12 protein-coding genes are annotated in these 16,266 nt (G+C 74.0%); 2 read left to right on the plus strand and 10 right to left on the minus strand.

The window, feature by feature from the left end:
• Nucleotides 1-76: 76 nt before the first annotated feature.
• Together ABFY03_RS28095 and ABFY03_RS28100 are read left to right on the plus strand one after the other, a co-directional pair.
• Entirely contained in the window at nucleotides 77-2,461 is a 2,385-nt protein-coding gene (locus tag ABFY03_RS28095; RefSeq protein ID WP_346171092.1) for a non-reducing end alpha-L-arabinofuranosidase family hydrolase, read from the plus strand.
• A 39-nt stretch (nucleotides 2,462-2,500) separates the two neighbouring features.
• Nucleotides 2,501-5,122, plus strand: a complete 2,622-nt coding sequence (locus tag ABFY03_RS28100) for an RICIN domain-containing protein (protein WP_346171093.1) — start codon at nucleotides 2,501-2,503, stop codon at nucleotides 5,120-5,122.
• 70 nt (nucleotides 5,123-5,192) lie between these two features.
• Here ABFY03_RS28100 and ABFY03_RS28105 read toward each other — a convergent pair whose 3' ends face one another.
• The 10 genes from ABFY03_RS28105 to ABFY03_RS28150 all read right to left on the minus strand — a co-directional run bounded on the left by ABFY03_RS28105 (nucleotide 5,193) and on the right by ABFY03_RS28150 (nucleotide 15,876).
• On the minus strand, nucleotides 5,193-6,011 hold the full coding sequence (locus ABFY03_RS28105; protein ID WP_319010863.1) for a DUF1295 domain-containing protein: 819 nt from the start codon (nucleotides 6,009-6,011) through the stop codon (nucleotides 5,193-5,195).
• Complete coding sequence (locus tag ABFY03_RS28110) at nucleotides 6,008-6,262, minus strand: hypothetical protein (RefSeq protein WP_319010862.1); 255 nt, start codon at nucleotides 6,260-6,262, stop codon at nucleotides 6,008-6,010. The genes ABFY03_RS28105 and ABFY03_RS28110 overlap by 4 nt, the downstream gene beginning before the upstream one ends.
• Entirely contained in the window at nucleotides 6,259-7,551 is a 1,293-nt protein-coding gene (locus tag ABFY03_RS28115; RefSeq protein WP_428838197.1) for a class I SAM-dependent methyltransferase, read from the minus strand. The genes ABFY03_RS28110 and ABFY03_RS28115 overlap by 4 nt, the downstream gene beginning before the upstream one ends.
• A complete protein-coding gene (locus tag ABFY03_RS28120; protein ID WP_346171094.1) occupies nucleotides 7,548-8,324 on the minus strand; it encodes a DUF1365 domain-containing protein in 777 nt (258 codons plus the stop codon). Before ABFY03_RS28120 ends, ABFY03_RS28115 begins: the two co-directional genes overlap by 4 nt.
• Nucleotides 8,321-9,580 (minus strand): NAD(P)/FAD-dependent oxidoreductase, encoded by a 1,260-nt coding sequence (locus ABFY03_RS28125; RefSeq protein WP_346171095.1) that lies wholly within the window; start codon nucleotides 9,578-9,580, stop codon nucleotides 8,321-8,323. Before ABFY03_RS28125 ends, ABFY03_RS28120 begins: the two co-directional genes overlap by 4 nt.
• A gap of 108 nt (nucleotides 9,581-9,688) precedes the next feature.
• Complete coding sequence (locus ABFY03_RS28130; protein ID WP_319010859.1) at nucleotides 9,689-10,672, minus strand: cytochrome d ubiquinol oxidase subunit II; 984 nt, start codon at nucleotides 10,670-10,672, stop codon at nucleotides 9,689-9,691.
• Nucleotides 10,673-10,705: 33 nt separating this feature from the next.
• Nucleotides 10,706-12,040, minus strand: a complete 1,335-nt coding sequence (locus ABFY03_RS28135; protein ID WP_319010858.1) for a cytochrome ubiquinol oxidase subunit I — start codon at nucleotides 12,038-12,040, stop codon at nucleotides 10,706-10,708.
• Between the two features lie 529 nt (nucleotides 12,041-12,569).
• Entirely contained in the window at nucleotides 12,570-13,466 is an 897-nt protein-coding gene (locus tag ABFY03_RS28140) for a class I SAM-dependent methyltransferase (protein WP_346171096.1), read from the minus strand.
• Nucleotides 13,463-14,755: an FAD-dependent monooxygenase gene (locus tag ABFY03_RS28145; protein ID WP_346171097.1), complete on the minus strand. Its 1,293-nt coding sequence runs from the start codon at nucleotides 14,753-14,755 to the stop codon at nucleotides 13,463-13,465. The genes ABFY03_RS28140 and ABFY03_RS28145 overlap by 4 nt, the downstream gene beginning before the upstream one ends.
• A gap of 35 nt (nucleotides 14,756-14,790) precedes the next feature.
• Nucleotides 14,791-15,876: a monodechloroaminopyrrolnitrin synthase PrnB family protein gene (locus tag ABFY03_RS28150; protein ID WP_319010855.1), complete on the minus strand. Its 1,086-nt coding sequence runs from the start codon at nucleotides 15,874-15,876 to the stop codon at nucleotides 14,791-14,793.
• Nucleotides 15,877-16,266: the final 390 nt, after the last annotated feature.

Here is a 16,266-nt window from a genome sequence, read left to right on the forward strand (position 1 = left end):
ACCCGTCCTCGCATGGGGGCGCGGCGAGGTCACGGCTTCCCCCGCTGACGCATCCCCTGAAGAAAGCTCCCCTCACATGACGCAACACACCCTCGAACCCCGGGCGACCGGCAAGGGCCTGCACCGGCTCCGCCGGCGGCGCCGGACCTGGGTGACAGGACTGTCGGCCGCGGCACTGGTGGCCGGAGTCGTGACGCTCCTCCCCAGCTCCGCCGGAGCCGCCGGACTGGGCGCCCAGGCGGCGCCCTCGGGCCGGTACTTCGGCACGGCGGTGGCCGCCGGCAGGCTCGGCGACTCCGCGTACACCGCGATCGCGGACCGGGAGTTCTCCATGGTCACCCCGGAGAACGAGATGAAGTGGGACGCCGTCGAACCGTCCCGCGGCCGCTTCGAGTTCGGCGCCGCGGACCGGATCGTCGACCGCGCCCTGGCGCACGGCCAGCGGCTGCGCGGCCACACCACGGTCTGGCACTCGCAGCTCCCCTCCTGGGTCGCCGCCATCCGCGACGCGAAGACGCTGCGCGAGGTGATGAACCGTCACATCACCACCCAGATAGGCCACTACAAGGGCAAGATCTACGCCTGGGACGTGGTGAACGAGGCCTTCGCCGACGGCGGCAGCGGCCGGCTCCGCGACTCGGTCTTCCAGAAGGTGCTGGGCGACGGCTTCATCGAGGAGGCGTTCCGCACCGCCCGCGCCGCCGATCCCTCGGCCAAGCTCTGCTACAACGACTACAACATCGAGAACTGGTCGGACGCCAAGACCCAGGGCGTCCACCGCATGGTCAAGGACTTCAGGTCCCGTGGCGTGCCCATCGACTGCGTCGGCTTCCAGAGCCACTTCGGGGCGGACGGCCCGCCGGCGAGCTTCAGGACCACCCTGGACGCCTTCGCCGCCCTCGGCGTCGACGTCCAGATCACCGAGCTGGACATCGCCCAGGCGTCCCCCGCCGCGTACGCGCGCACCGTCAGCACCTGCCTGTCCGTGCCCCGCTGCACCGGCATCACGGTGTGGGGCGTCCGCGACAGCGACTCCTGGCGCGGCGACGAGAGCCCCCTCCTCTTCGACGGCGGCGGCAAGCCCAAGCCCGCGTACGGCGCGGTCGTGAAGGCCCTCGGCTCCGGCACCGCCCCGGTCGAGCCGGCCGCCGGCGGCGGCGAGATCAAGGGCACGGCCTCCGGCCGCTGCGTCGGCGTCCCCGGATCCGCCAACGGCACCCGCGTGCGGCTGGAGGACTGCGACGGACAGCCCGGCCAGCGCTGGACCCACACCGCCGGCAAGCAGCTGAAGGTCTCCGGCGGCAAGTGCCTCGACGCCCAGGGCAAGGGCACCGCCAACGGCACCCCGGTGATCGTCTGGGACTGCAACGACGGCGCCAACCAGCGGTGGAACGTCAACAGCGACGGCTCGATCACCGGCGTCCAGTCCGGCCGGTGCCTCGACGCCGTCGGCGCGGCCACCGCGACCGGCACCCCACTCCAGCTGTACGCCTGCGCCTCCGTCGGCAACCAGAAGTGGACCGTCCGCACCGGCACGGGCGGCGGCACCTGCCCGCTGCCCTCGACGTACAGGTGGAGCTCGACCGGTCCCCTCGCGCAGCCGGCGAACGGGTGGGCCGCGGTGAAGGACTTCACCCATGCGACGGTGGGCGGCAAGCACCTCGTCTACGCGTCGAGCGCCTCGGGCACCTCGTACGGCTCGATGGCGTTCAGCCCCTTCGCCGAGTGGTCCGGCATGGCGTCGGCCACGCAGACGAAGATGGGCCAGAACGCCGTGGCGCCCACCCTCTTCTACTTCGCGCCCAAGAAGATCTGGGTGCTGGCCTACCAGTGGGGTGCCTGGCCCTTCAGCTACCGCACGTCGGGCAACCCCGCCGACCCCCACGGCTGGTCCGCGCCGCAGCCGCTGTTCACCGGAGGCATTCCGCGCGCCGAGTCCGGAACCGGGCCGATCGACCAGACCCTGATCGCCGACGAGAAGAACATGTACCTGTTCTTCGCCGGCGACAACGGGCGGATCTACCGGGCGAGCATGCCGATCGGGAACTTCCCCGGCAGCTTCGGCTCCTCGTACACCACGGTCATGAAGGACACGGAGAAGAACCTCTTCGAGGCCCCGCAGGTCTACAGGGTCCAGGGCCGGAACCAGTACCTGATGATCGTCGAGGCCCGGGGCGCGAACGAGCGGCGCTACTTCCGCTCGTTCACCGCCACCAGCCTGAACGGCACGTGGACCCCGCAGGCCGCCACCGAGAGCAACCCCTTCGCGGGCAAGGCCAACAGCGGCGCCACCTGGACCGACGACATCAGCCACGGCGATCTGGTCCGCGTCGGCCCCGACCAGACCATGACCGTCGACCCCTGCAACCTGCAGTTCCTCTACCAGGGCAAGTCCCCCCGCGCGGGCGGCCCGTACGACGCGCTGCCGTACCGGCCGGGTGTCCTCACCCTGCGGCGCTGAGCCGCCCGATCCCCCGCGACACGCAAGGAGCACACCCCCATGAGCAATTCCAAGCACGGCAGGATCCGCGGGCGTCACCGCCGCCGCTGGAGCGCCACCGCCCTGGTGATCGGCGTCCCCGCCGCCGTCGTCCCGTACCTGCTGCTCACGCAGGACGACTCCCAGGCCGCGACCGTCGACGCCGGCGCCTACTACCGGCTGGTGTCGGTGCGCAGCGGCAAGGTGCTGGACGTCAACGGCTTCTCCACCGCCGACGGCACCCGGATCCAGCAGTGGACCGACCAGAACACCGCCAACCAGCAGTGGAGGCTGCGGTCCACCGGGGACGGCTACCACGAGCTGGTGAACCGCAACAGCGGCAAGGTGCTGGGCGTGGCGGGCGGCTCGACCGCGCGGTCCGCCGCCGCCGAGCAGCAGACCGACAGCGCGTCCCGTTCCCAGGAGTGGCGGATCGACACGGTGGGCGGTTCCGACGCCGTCACCTTCACCTCCCGCGCCAGCGGCCTCGTCCTGGACGTCTCCGGAGGATCCACGGCCCAGGGCGCGGGGATCATCCAGTACCCCGGCAGGGGCACCGCCAACCAGCAGTGGAAGCTGGTCAAGGTGGCCACCGCCCCGTCGGCCGCGGCCGGACCGTACCGGTGGCGCAACGCGCAGGTGGTCGGCGGCGGTTACGTCACCGGGCTGGTCTTCAACCCCCGGGCGAAGGGGCTGCTGTACGCCCGCACCGACATGGGCGGCGCCTACCGCTGGGACGCCGCCGCCGAGCAGTGGATCCCGCTGACCGACTGGCTCGGCGAGAAGGACTGGAACCTGCTGGGCATCGACGCGCTGGCCACCGACCCCGTCGACCCCGACCGGCTCTACCTCGCGACCGGCACCTACACCAACGAGTGGGCCGGCAACGGAGCGATCCTCCGTTCCACCGACCGCGGCCGCACCTTCCGGCGCACCGACCTGCCGTTCAAACTGGGCGGCAACGAGGACGGGCGCGGAGCCGGCGAGCGGCTCGTGGTCGACCCGTCGGACCACCGCGTGCTGCTGCTGGGCACCCGGAAGAACGGCCTGTGGCGCAGCACGGACAGCGGCGCGACCTGGCGGCAGGTGTCGTCGTTCCCCGTCAAGGACGGGGCGGGCACCGGCGCCGGCGTCTCCTTCGTGACGTACGGTCCGGCCGGCAGCAGGACGATCTACGTCGGCGTCGCCGACCGCTCGGCCTCCCTCTACCGCTCCACCGACGGCGGCTCCACCTGGCACGCCGTCCCCGGGCAGCCCACCGGCCGACTGCCGCAGCACGGCGTGCTCTCCGGCGACGGCTCGCTGTACCTGACGTACACCGACAACCTCGGGCCCAACGGCGTGACGGGGGGCTCGGTCTGGAAGTACGCCGGCGGGACGTGGAAGGACGTCTCCCCGTCCCGGGGCGGCTACGGGTTCTCCGGCCTCGCCGTCGACCCGCGCAGGCCGTCCACGGTGATGGTCACCACCCTCGGCCGCTGGTGGCCCGAGGACGAGATCTACCGCTCCACCGACGGCGGCACGACCTGGAAGGCGCTGGCGGACAAGACGGTGCGGAACGCCTCCGCCGCTCCCTACATCGGCGACCACACCGGGCACTGGATGACCGCCCTGGCCATCGACCCCTTCGACTCGGGGCACGTGCTGTACGGCACCGGCAACGGCATCTGGCGCAGCGAGGACGCCGCCGCCACCGACACCGGCGGCACCAGCCACTGGACCCCGGGGGCGCGGGGACTCGAGGAGACCGCCCTGATGGACGCGGTCGCCCCGCCCGGCGGCGCCACGGTGGTCACCGCCATGGGCGACCAGGGCGGTTTCCGCCACGTCGACCTGAACAAGGTGCCGGCCGGGCGGCTGAGCAGTCCGATGATGACCAACAGCACGGACATCGACTTCGCCCAGTCCACGCCGTCGACGATGGTCCGCGTCGGCCGCGGCGGCGCGCAGGACGGCGCCTACTCCACGGACGGCGGCATCAGCTGGAAGGGCTTCGGGTCCGAGCCGGTGGCCGGTGCCCAGGACGGCCGGGTCGCGCTCGCGGCCGACGGCACGACCGTCGTCTGGACCCAGGCCGGCGAGGTTCCGTACCGGTCGACCGACAGGGGAGCGAGCTGGTCGAGGGTCGGCGGACTGGGCACCGACGCCGTCGTCGTCGCCGACCGGGCCTCGGCCAGGACCTTCTACTCCCTGTCCGGCGGCACGCTGCACGCCAGCACCGACGGCGGGGCGACCTTCACCGCCCGGGCCACCGGCCTGCCGGCCGACGGCCGGCTCACGGCCGTGCCCGGCGTCGCCGGAGACCTGTGGATCGCCGGCGGCGGCCGGGGGCTGCTGCACTCCACCGACGGCGGCCGCACCTTCACCGCGCTCACCACGGTGAAGTCCGCCTCCGCCCTCGGCTTCGGCAAGGCCGCACCCGGCGCCTCCTACCAGGCCCTGTACCTGATCGGCACGGTCAAGGACGTCACCGGCGTCTTCCGCTCCACCGACAAGGGCGCCACCTGGCTCCGCGTCAACGACGACGCCCACCAGTGGGGCAGCATCGGCGGCGTCGGCGTCATCACCGGAGACCCGGACACCTACGGCCGCGTCTACGTCGGCACCAACGGCCGCGGCCTCCAGTACGGCGATCCCTCCTGACCGAGGGGACGTCCCCGCCGGGGGCGGCTCCGGCCGTTCGGGCCGGAGCCGCCCCGCGGCGGGTCCCCCCTCACGGGTCGCGCCGGGCGCGTCCGCGCGGCGGCAGCGGGAAGAAGCCGCTGGTGCGGGCGGCGTAGGCGGCGTAGCCGGGGCGGTCGGCCATGTGCTTCTCCAGGAGGCGCTTGCCGCTGCCGACGGTGAGGAGCAGGGTCATCAGGACCGGGGAGAGGAGGACGGCGAGGGCCGGCTGCCAGCCGGTGCAGGCGAGCAGGTACAGGCCCCACCAGACGAGACTGTCCCCGAAGTAGTTCGGGTGCCGCGTCCACGCCCACAGGCCCCGGTCCATGATCCGTCCCCGGTTGGCCGGGTCCGCCTTGAAACGGGCCAGCTGGCGGTCGCCGACGGCCTCGAAGGCGAGTCCGGTCGCCCACACCGCGAGCCCGCCGTACGCCAGGGCGTCCAGGGGCGCGGAGCTGTAGGAGGCGGCCTGGACGGGGAGGGAGATCAGCCAGACGAGCGCCCCCTGGCCGAGGTAGACGACACGGAGCGCGTACAGGGTCCGGCTGCCGGGCGCCTTGTCGAGGAGGGCGGTGTAGCGCGGGTCCTCGCCGTGTCCCCGGGAGCGGTGGGCGATGTGCGCCGCCAGCCGCAGGCCCCAGACGACGGTCGCCGCCGCGACGAGCAGGCGGCGGCCGTCGTCGCCGTGCCCGGCGGACAGCAGCCAGGTCACGACGGCGACGGCGGCGAACGCGATGCCCCAGGCGATGTCGACGATACGGTGCAGACCGCGGCGTACGCCGACGGCGAAGGTGGCGAGGAGCACCGTCAGCGCCGCACCCGCCGTGGCGGCGAGGTTGACGCCGAGGGCGCTCCAGTCGGTGGCGCTCACGCCGGGCTCGCGGGGGCGTGCCAGGCGGCGGGGGTGGCGGGCATGTCCGACGCTCCTTCGCGGGTGGGCCGTACGGCGCGGATCTGGTCGACGCCGCCCATGCGGCGTTCGGGGAACGCGGGCGACGCGCCGGCGAGGTCGGGCGCGTCCGCGGTGCCCGCGACGCTGCCGTCCCACGCGCGGACGCGCACGGGCAGGGGGCCGGGGACGACGTGGCCGAGGGGCCGCGCGGGTCGGTCGGCGGCCCTCATCGGGGCGTTCCCTCGGTGAGGAGGAGCTGGCGGACGTCGAGGTAGCGGGAGCGGAATCCGGCCTCCGAGTAGGCGAGGTAGAACTCCCACATGCGCTGGAAGACCGGGTCGAAGCCGAGGCCGGTGACGACCGGGCGGTGGGCGGTGAACCGTTCGCGCCACAGCCGCAGCGTCTCGGCGTAGTGCTCGCCGAAGCCGTCGTCGGCGGCCGTGCGCAGACCGGCGGCGGCGGAGTGCGCGGCGATGGCCTCGCGGGACGGGATCAGGCCGCCGGGGAAGACGTACTTGCTGATGAAGGTGTGGGTGGCGGCGGTGTGGAGCATCTGCCGGTGGCCCATGGTGATGGCCTGCAGGGCGATCCTGCCGCCGGGGGCGAGCGCCCGCCGCAGGGCGGTGAAGTAGGCCGGCCAGTAGTCGGCGCCGACCGCCTCGATCATCTCGACGCTGACGACGGCGTCGTACCGGCCCTCGATGTCGCGGTAGTCGCGCAGCTGGACGTCCACCCGGTCGGCGAGCCCGGCCGCCGCTATCCGCTCGCGGGCCAGGGCCGCCTGCTCCTCGGAGAGGGTCAGGGTGGTGACCCGGGCGCCGCGGGCGGCGGCCCGCAGGGCGAGTTCGCCCCAGCCGGTGCCGATCTCGAGGAGTCGGGTGCCCTCGCCGGCGCCGGCGAGGTCCAGGAGCCGGTCGATCTTGCGGTGCTGGGCGGAGGCGAGGGAGTCGAAGCGGGCGGGGAAGGCACGGAAGATCGCGGAGGAGTAGGTGAGGGTGGGGTCGAGGAACGCGGCGAACAGGTCGTTGGACAGGTCGTAGTGGCGCTGGATGTTGGTACGGGCCCCGTCGCGGGTGTTCCGGTCGCCGGCCGGGCGGGCGGACACCCAGAGGCCGCGGAGCCGCCGCAGCGGGGCGGGGACCAGCTCGTCGACGTGGCCGGCGAGGACGGTCAGGACGCCGGCCAGGTCGTCGCTGTCCCATTCGCCGGCCATGTAGGACTCGCCGAAGCCGATCAGCCCGTGCCGGCCGACGCGCCGGTGGAAGGCGTCCGGGTCGTGCAGGACCAGTCGCGGCCCGACGGTCGCCGGGCGGGCACCCGCCGGCGGTGCGATCAGGTCCAGCCGGCGCAGTGCGCGCCCCACCAGGTACCGGGCGACGGCGGTCCGGGCCGGGCCGGCCGGGGGGATCCGGGCCACGTCCGGCCAGCGGCCGGCGTCGACGTCCGCACGGCTGCCCGGCGGCGTCCGCCCGGGGACGTCCAGGGTGCGGCTCTCGGAGGTGAGGGCGGAGCGGGTCACGACGGCATGCCTTTCTGCGGGGCGGAACGAGGACGGGGGTGCACGGGCAGCCCGCGCAGCAGCAGGTGGACACCGTGGCGGCGGATGCCGGCCGACACCGCGGCGGTGGACCAGGGCCTGCGCGCGGCCGCGGCCAGCAGACCGGGCACGGTGGCGGGCCGGCGGCGGCCCCGGACGACGGCGGTGAACGCCCTGCCGGTGTCGTGCTCCAGGTGGACGGTCAGGGCCAGGCGTTCCCCGGGGAGCGGCAGCCGCATCCGGTAGCGGCCCTCGACCGCGAAGAACGGGGAGACGTAGAACTCCTTGTCCACCGCCGCCTCGTCCGCCTCGTCCGTCCGCAGCAGGTAGCAGTGCCGCTGACCGTACGTGTTGTGGACCTCGGCGACGACGCACACCAGGGCGCCGGACGCGTCGTGGCACCAGTACACGCTCAGCGGGTTGAAGACGTACCCGAACACCCGGGCGTGCGCCAGCATCACCACCCGCCCGCCGCCCAGGTCGACGCCGTGCGCGGCGAGGAAGGCGTCGAGCCCGGCGCGGAGGGACCCGGAGGTGCCGCCGAAGTGGTCGCGGGCGTCGAACCGGGCCAGCGGGCGCAGCGGCCGGGGCAGCACCGGCAGGTGGTCGAGGTCCACGCACCACAGGTAGGTGCGGTGCCGCAGCGCGTGGTGCAGCGGCGTGCGGCGGACGTGCGTGATCACGCACTCGTACAGCGCCGCGGAGGTCCCGCGCACGGGGGCCGTGGACACGACGCCGCCTCCGGTGCGGGTCACCAGCGGACTCCCAGGGAGCGGGCGGCCTCGACGCCGGAGCGGCAGCCGTCCTCGTGGAAGCCCCATCCGTGCCAGGCGCCCGCGTACGCGGTCACCCCGGTGTTGAGGCGGGGCAGTTCCTTCTGCGCCGCGACCGACGCGGGCGTGTAGACGGGGTGTTCGTACACCATCCGCTCCACCACGCGGTCCGGTGCGATGCCGTCGTCGCCGCCCAGTGTGACGACGTAACCGGAGCCGGCGGGCAGGCGCTGGAGGCGCTCCATGTCGTAGCTGACGCGCACGGGAGCGGTGGACGGCTCGCAGCCGGTCATGCGGTAGTTCCAGCTCGCGCGTGCGCCGGCGGAGCGGGGCAGGAGCGAGGTGTCGGTGTGCAGCACGGTGGGGTTGCGGGAGTAGCGGAAGGCGCCCAGGAGCCGCCGTTCGTCGTCGGTGGGGTCGGCGAGCAGGCGGAGCGCCTGGTCCGGGTGCGTGGCGATCACGACGGCGTCGTACGCCTCGCCCGCGCCGTCACCGGTGGTGACGAGGGCGCCGCCGCCGGTGCGCCGGACGGCCTCGACCGGGCTGCCGGCACGGACGCGGTGGACGCTCTTGGCGGCCGCGGCGACGTAGGCGGACGAACCGCCGGTGACGGTCTTCCACTGCGGGGAGCCGGTGATCGACAGCAGCCCGTGGTGGCGCAGGAAGGCGAACAGGTACGCGGCCGGGTACGACAGCGCGGTGCGGGCGGGGCAGGACCACACGGCGGCGACGAGCGGCAGGGCGAAGTGACTGACGAAGTAGGAGGAGTACCCGCCCTCGCGCAGGAAGTCCCCGAAGGTGACGTCCGCGGGGGCCCCGCGCGCCAGCAGGCGCCGGGCGTCGCGGTGGAAGGCCGGCACCTCGGCGAGGAGCCGCAGGTACCTGCCCCGCAGCGCGGCCCGCGAGGCGAACAGCCCCGCCGGGCCCCGGGCGCCGGCGTACTCCAGACCGCAACCGTCGCACCGCACCGACATGCTCATCTCGGCGTCCTGCGTACCGATCTCCAGCTCCCGGAACAGCCGGAGCAGGGTGGGGTAGGTGCGCTCGTTGTGCACGATGAACCCCGAGTCCACGGCGATCGCCCGCCCGCCGGGTCCGGGGAGCTCCCGGGTGTGGGCGTGCCCCCCGAGCCGCCCTTCCGCCTCGTACAGGGTGACCTCGTACGAGGCCGCCAGGACGTAGGCGGCCGTGAGACCCGCCACCCCCGCGCCCACGACCGCCGCCTTGCGTCGTTCCACCACGTCCGCTCCCGCCCTTCGCCCCACCGCTCGACCGCCGTGCCTCACCTGTACTTCGGAGCGGACGGCCCGACGGATGCGGGCGCGTGCGCGGCTCCGGGTGTTCGCTCAGTGGGCCCGGGGGCCCTGCGGGGCGAAGACGCGCCACATCCAGACCTGCCCGTAGGCGATGGCGGCCAGGACGGGCAGCACCACCACGGCCAGGAGGCCGAGGGAGGCCGAGTCCGCCACGGCTTCGGTGAGGGTGAGCGCGCCGGTGCCGGAGCGGGTGGCCAGGACCGTGGTGCCGTTGACGACGCCGACCGCCGCGGGCAGCGCGAGCACCGGGGCGGTGCCGAGCAGCAGCGCCGCGCCGGGGCGGCCCGCCGTACGGAGCCGTTCGGACGCGAAGACGCCGAGCGCGGCGGCCACGCCCACCAGGGTCACCGCCACCGGGGCGCCGGTCACTCCGGCCGCCGTCACCGCGGCGAGCAGGACCAGACCGACCAGGGGCCAGTGGAGCCGGCCGGCGAGCCGGGCGAGCCGGGCCTGCTCGGGGTCGGCCCCGGGCAGCCGCCGGGCGGCGAAGAGCACGCCCTGGCGGAGGCCGCCCACGACGACGACGGCCGCGCAGGCGAGGGAGAAGGGGTGGGCCAGATCGGAGAGGGCGGCCACCGGTTGCCCGTCGCCGTCCGTGGACAGCCCGCGGATCAGGGCCGCCAGGAGCGTCCCCCACGCCATGGCCAGCACCAGACTGGCGGCGGGCAGGACGACGTCCCACAGGCGGCGCCAGCCGTCGGACGGCAGCGCGGCACGGAACCACAGGGCGGCGTCCCGCAGCACCCAGGCGGCCAGCACCAGGACCATCGGGATCCGCAGGGCGGTCAGCAGCGGGCCCTCCAGCAGCGGCAGGGCGCCCAGCAGCAGGCCGGCGAAGGCGACCAGCCACACCTCGTTGGCGAGGAACAGAGGGACGACGGCCCGGCGGGCGCGCTCGCGGTCCCGCTCCGACCGGGCGAAGGGGAGCAGCATGCCCATGCCGAAGTCGATGCTCTCCAGGGCCAGGTATCCGGCGAGTAACAGGCCCGTCAGGGCGTACCAGAAGACTTCCACGGTGGCGTCCCGTCAGATGGTGGGGTCGGTCGGTCAGTAGGAGAAGCGGACATCGGCACCGCCGGGGGCGGCGGGGTCCAAGGGGTCCCGCGGGGAGTCGGGGTCCGACGGGTCCCGGGGTCCGGGCAGCGGGTCCGCCCCGCCGATGAAGGCCGCGTCGGGGCCCAGCCGGGCGTAGTGGGTGATCAGCGCCCAGTCGACGACGACGAGGAGCACGAGGACCGTCGTCAGGGCGACGACCGTGGCCAGCATGGCGCCGAAGGAGGTGTCCGACACGGCCTCCGCCACGGTGAGCTCGCCGTTCACCGCCCACGGCTGGCGGCCCACCTCGCGGGTGAGCCAGCCGCCGAGCAGGGCGATGAACCCGAAGGGGAGCAGCGCCATGGCGAACCACATCCGGATGCGCTTGCGGGACGGCGGCACGGCCGTCCGGCGGGCGGCGGTCGCCGGGATCCACGACACGAACAGCATGACGATGCCGATGAAGATCATGATCAGGGCGGGTGTCGCCACCCACTCCGGCGGCAGCCAGTCACCGGGGCCGTACTGCGCCACCTGGGCGGCGTTCAGCTCCTCCGGCGAGGGACCCTCCCCGGACACCACCGCGTGCTTGGCCGGCTGGTAGCTCTTCAGCTCGTCCAGGTGGACGAGGCCCGCCACGACGGTGACGAGCGCGCCGGCGGCCGCCAGGATGCCGCCCTGCTTCAGGGTGGGCCGGAAGAACGCGACCTCGTGGTCACGGCGCAGGTGGGAGGCGCTGACGGCGGCGAGGAAGAGGCCGGCGAGCAGGGCGACGGCGCCGGCGATGTGCACCAGCGCGTACCAGGTCGCCCCGTTGGTGAGCAGCGCGCCCCAGTCGGTGACGCGGGTGACGCCGCCGCTCGTCTCGTGGCCGACCGGCTTCTGCATGAAGCCGTTCACCACCATGATCCAGAAGGTGGAGAGGTACGCGGTGAGCGCGACCAGCCAGATCAGCACGAGGTGGGCGCGGGCGGACAGGCGCCCGAAGCCGAAGGCCCACATGCCGAGGAAGGTGGACTCCAGGAAGAAGGCGACGATGGTCTCGATGGCCACCGGGGCGCCGATGACGTTGCCCATCGCGTGCGACAGGCCGGACCAGTTCAGACCGAACTGGAACTCCTGCACGATGCCGCTGATGATGCCGAGCGCGTAGTTGATGACGTACAGGCCGCCCCAGAAGCGCACCCGCCGCAGGCCCGTGGCCCGTGCCTCGGGATCGCGGGCCCGGGTGGCGCGGGTCTGCGTCACGGCCACGACGGTGACGAGGCCCAGGGTCAGGGCGACGAAGAGGAAGTGCAGCCCGGCCGTCACGGCGAACTGGAGGCGGGCGAGGTCAGCAGTGTTCACGGGGGCGTTCCTCGCTGTGGTCGGCGGCATGCGCCCAGGAGCGGGCGACGGGTAATCGTGCGGTGGTGTGGGGGGAGCCCGCTGTCCCGGCATCGGCCGCGCGGCGCTCCCACTGACGCGACTCCATGTGCTCACCCTATCGACGAAGATCTCAACTCGGCATTCGAACACAGGAGTTGGGGTGACGCCGCGTCGTGACGCGGGCGCCACCGCCGGGTCTGGCGCGGTGCGGGTCGCCGGCCCGGGTCGTGCTACCCGGAGAGCGCCGGGCGGCCCGGCGGCTGTCAGGGTGAAGCGCCCCCGACCAGGGGGTGACGGGGGCTTCGTCTCTGAGGTTCGTCGAGCCGTGCCCGGACGTCGGCCTGTGCCTGGATCCCGGCAACGCCGTCGACGCTACCAGCGGGGTCGTCGCCCCGACACGGTGTCATTGCACGTGTGCACGTGGGCTTTTCACCCCGCGCCGGTGGTCGGCGGTGCGTCGTGGCGCCCCCGGTGTCGCGCACGGGTGCGGACGAGCCGCGGCGGGACCTCAGGCGAGCCGCGCGCGGGCCACCCAGTGGTGGTCGCGGGGCGGGCAGAGCCGCGCGGGCGGCGCCGGCACCCAGGAGCAGGTGCCTTCGGCGAGCCCGCCCAGCGTGTACGCCTCCGCCCGCCAGCCGTGCGCGCCCAGCAGACCGCCCAGGTCGTCCAGGCCGAGCCGGAACGCCGACCCCCGGGACGCCATGAACGCCAGGAACTCCTCATTGGCCGGGTCCCGGAAGTACGCGCTGTGCGGGGCGTCGACGAGCAGCACGGAACCCGGGCCCGACAGGCTCCTGATCCGGGAGAGCAGCCCGGCGAAGTGCTCGAGGCGCAGGTACGGGAGCAGTCCCTCGACGATCCACACCGTGGCGCGGCCCGGCTCGTGACCCGCCTCCCTCAGCCGCCGCGGCCACGTCTCGCCGCGCAGGTCCTCGCTCAACGCCACCCGGTCGCACGCGAGCTGGTCCGCGACCGGGGCCAGCAGGGCCTCCTTCGCCTCCAGTTGGCCCGGCAGGTCGACCTCGAAGTACCGGGTGCGGGCCGGGAGTCCGAGCCGCCAGGCCCGCGTGTCGCTGCCCGCCGCCAGGCACACCACCTGGGTGACCCCGTCGGCGACGGCCTCCTGGAGAGCGATGTCGCCGAACCGCCCCCGCACGATCACCGAGCCGACCGTGCCGCCGGCCGCCAGCGCCTCCCGCGCCATCAGCCGCGACCGCGGCGTGCTCAGCAGCTCGGCGTGGTGGTCCGCCAGGTAGGCGTCGGGGCGCTCGTGCTCCATGGCCCTGATGACCGCCGTGATGAAGCCGGTCTCCTTGACGGCGGCGGCCTCGTCGCCCCGCGTGCCCGTGGCCGTGGCCGTGACCGTGCCCGCGCCCGTGTTCGTACCCGTGTCCGTGTCCGTCATTCCGCACTCTCCTTCTCGCGCCGCACGGCCGGCCGCCGACGCGGGCCGACGGAGAGCGTGGGCCGCGAATTGACCCAGTCCTGATCGAACTTCCCTGTCGCCGCGTAGCCGCGGGAGATCTCCGCGAGCTCCTCCGCGCCGAAGACGTCCTCGATCCGCTCGAAGCCCCCCGGCGCCCGCTGGTGCGCCAGCGTCAGCACCTTCTCCGGCCCCATGGAGCGGTTGCTCCTCTGCAGTTCCGTCATCTGCGGCAGCCGGTCCGCCTCGTACGCGCGCAGGGCGTCGCCCGGGTCGGAGCACGTGGCGAGGTGCCGGGCCAGCACCCGCGCGTCGACGACGGCCTGGGTGGCGCCGTTGGACCCGGCGGGGTACATCGCGTGGGCGGCGTCCCCCAGGAGGGTCGCGCGGCCGAAGGTCCACCGGGGGAGCGGGTCCCTGTCGGTCATCGGGTACCGGTGGATCCGCTCGGTGTCCGCGAACAGCCGGGCGAGGTCCACCTCCGGCGGCGACCAGTCGCCGAACTCGCCCAGGAGGCGTCGCCGCAGGCCGTCGACGTCCGCGGCGGAGCGCCCGCCGGGGGAGGCGTCCGGGAAGGCGGCGACCCAGTTGACGAGGCACCGGCCCGTCGTCTCGTCCCGGTCGATCGGGTACAGCACCAGCCGTCTCCGGTCGTCGCCGAGGACGGTCATGGAGGCCCCGGTGAGGAACCCGGGGGCCCACACGGTCCCCCGGTGCATCGTCACGCCGTTGCCGGGGGGAGGGCCCTCGTCCGGGTAGAAGGACGCGCGCACGGCCGAGTGGATGCCGTCCGCCCCGACCAGGACGTCCGTCTCCACTCCGCGCGTGCCGCCGCCCTCGTCCGCGAAGACGGCCCGCGTCCCGCCCGGCCCGTCGTCCAGGCCGGTGAACCGGGCGCCGGTGACGAGCGCGCGGTCGCCCAGGCGGTGCCGTACCTCCGCCTCCAGCACCGCGTGCAGACGGGCGTGCGACACCGAGAGCTGGGGCCAGCGGTAACCCGCCGACAGCCCCCGGTCCTCCCGCCAGACCAGGCGGCCCGCCGGGGTGCACAGCACCAGCTCCCGGGTCTGCACGGCATGGTGGCGCAGCGCGTCGAGGAGTCCGAGCTCCGCCAGTTCGCGGACGGCGTTGGGCAGGACGTTCAGACCGAACCCCGGCGGGCGCGGACGGGCGGCGGCCTCGAAGACGGTGACGTCCTCGAACCCCGCGGCGTGCAGGCTCGTCGCGGTGGCCAGCCCGCCGATTCCGGCCCCGACTATCGTGATTCTCATGGCCCGTGCTCTCACTCCGGATCGTGACGGTGGCTTCACCGCGCGGCGGTCGGCCCGAACGCGGCGTGGTTCTGCCGGGTGAGGGCGAGGATCTCGTCGAGGAGCTCCGTGCTTCCGCCGCCGCTGCCCAGTTCGTAGAGCCGCAGCTCCTCCTGATAGGCGCGCCGCGCCATGACCAGGTGCTTTCCGCGGAACGAGGCCAGCGTTCTGAGCGCCTCCCGCAGAGCCCTCGCCCCGGCCTGCACGTGCCGCGTCTCGTCCGGGGAGAGGGAGTCCTCCAGGGCCTCGGCGTAACGGGACGCCAGGGACGGCGAGGCCCGCCATTCCGCGTACCGGTCCCGCCAGTCGGGCAGCGTGTGCGCGGCGACCTCGTCACAGAACGCCAGGTATTCCGCCCCGCCCCGGTCCGACGCCCACAGCAGCACGTCGACCAGGAAGAGGGGGATGTGGGCCGCGGCCGGGCCCATGTACAGGCGGCCCGCCACGCGGACGTCCTCGAAGTAGGGCCGCAGCTCGCGGGCGAAGAACTCGGGGGAGACGCCCAGCAGCACGCGCTTCATCGTCGCGTCGACCGCGCCGAGGCACGCGACCAGGCACGCCCAGTCGTCGTCGTGCCCGGACCGGCGCGGATCCGCCGCGCACAGCGAGCGGCCGGCCTCCAGAGCCCGCGCCAGTTCCGGTACGCACGTCCGCACCGCGCCGATGAGGCCGCGCTCCATCGCGTGCCCGGTGTAGAGCCGCTCCCGCTCTCCCGGGGGGTTCCAGGACGTGTAGTGGTAGACCGTGTCGCGCGGTATCAGACGCGTCCGCCGGCCGAGCAGTTCGAAGGGCACCCCGGCGTCCGGGAGGACGTCGAAGGCGACCACGCCGTGCCGCTTCAGGCTGCCGAGGTACATCCCGAGGTCGCGCATCGCGGCGAGGCACTCCGGCAGCGTGAAGCCCGCGACGCGCTCCTCCGTGGGGAGCGCCTCGCCGAGGACCCGCGTCAACGCGTCGACGTCCGCGGTCTCGTTCAGCTTGGGCAGGCGCCGCAGGTCCGCGTCGAGGTGCAGCGGATCGAGCCGTGCCACCTCCGCGTTGAACTCCTCGGAGGCGACGTCCAGCTGTCTTCGGGAACGCATACGAACCAACTCCAGGTGGGTGTCCCCCCGGTCACGTGGTGCCGGAGAAGGCGTGCCGGGGCCGAAGCCCCCGGCACCCCGCCGCTGCGATCAGCGGCGGGTGACGGGCAGGCGTGCGGTGGTGGGGGTGGCGCCGGCCGTCCCGGCCACGGCCGCGAGGTGCTCCCACCGACGCGACTCCATGCGCTCACCCTGTCGTCGAGAATCCCAACTCAGTATCTGCACAGAGGAGTTGTGGGTAAGGGGAGGAGTGGAGGGCAGGAGGCGGCAGGCAGAGGACGGACCCGCCGACGAGCGCGGGGCGCCGGGCAGGGAGTCGCCACTCGCCGGTCCGGTCGTCGGCGACGAACGAACCGACTCCGGAAGTTCGCGTGGTGCATGGCATCCTCC

It is taken from the genome of Streptomyces roseofulvus (assembly GCF_039534915.1).
Taxonomy (GTDB): domain Bacteria; phylum Actinomycetota; class Actinomycetes; order Streptomycetales; family Streptomycetaceae; genus Streptomyces; species Streptomyces roseofulvus.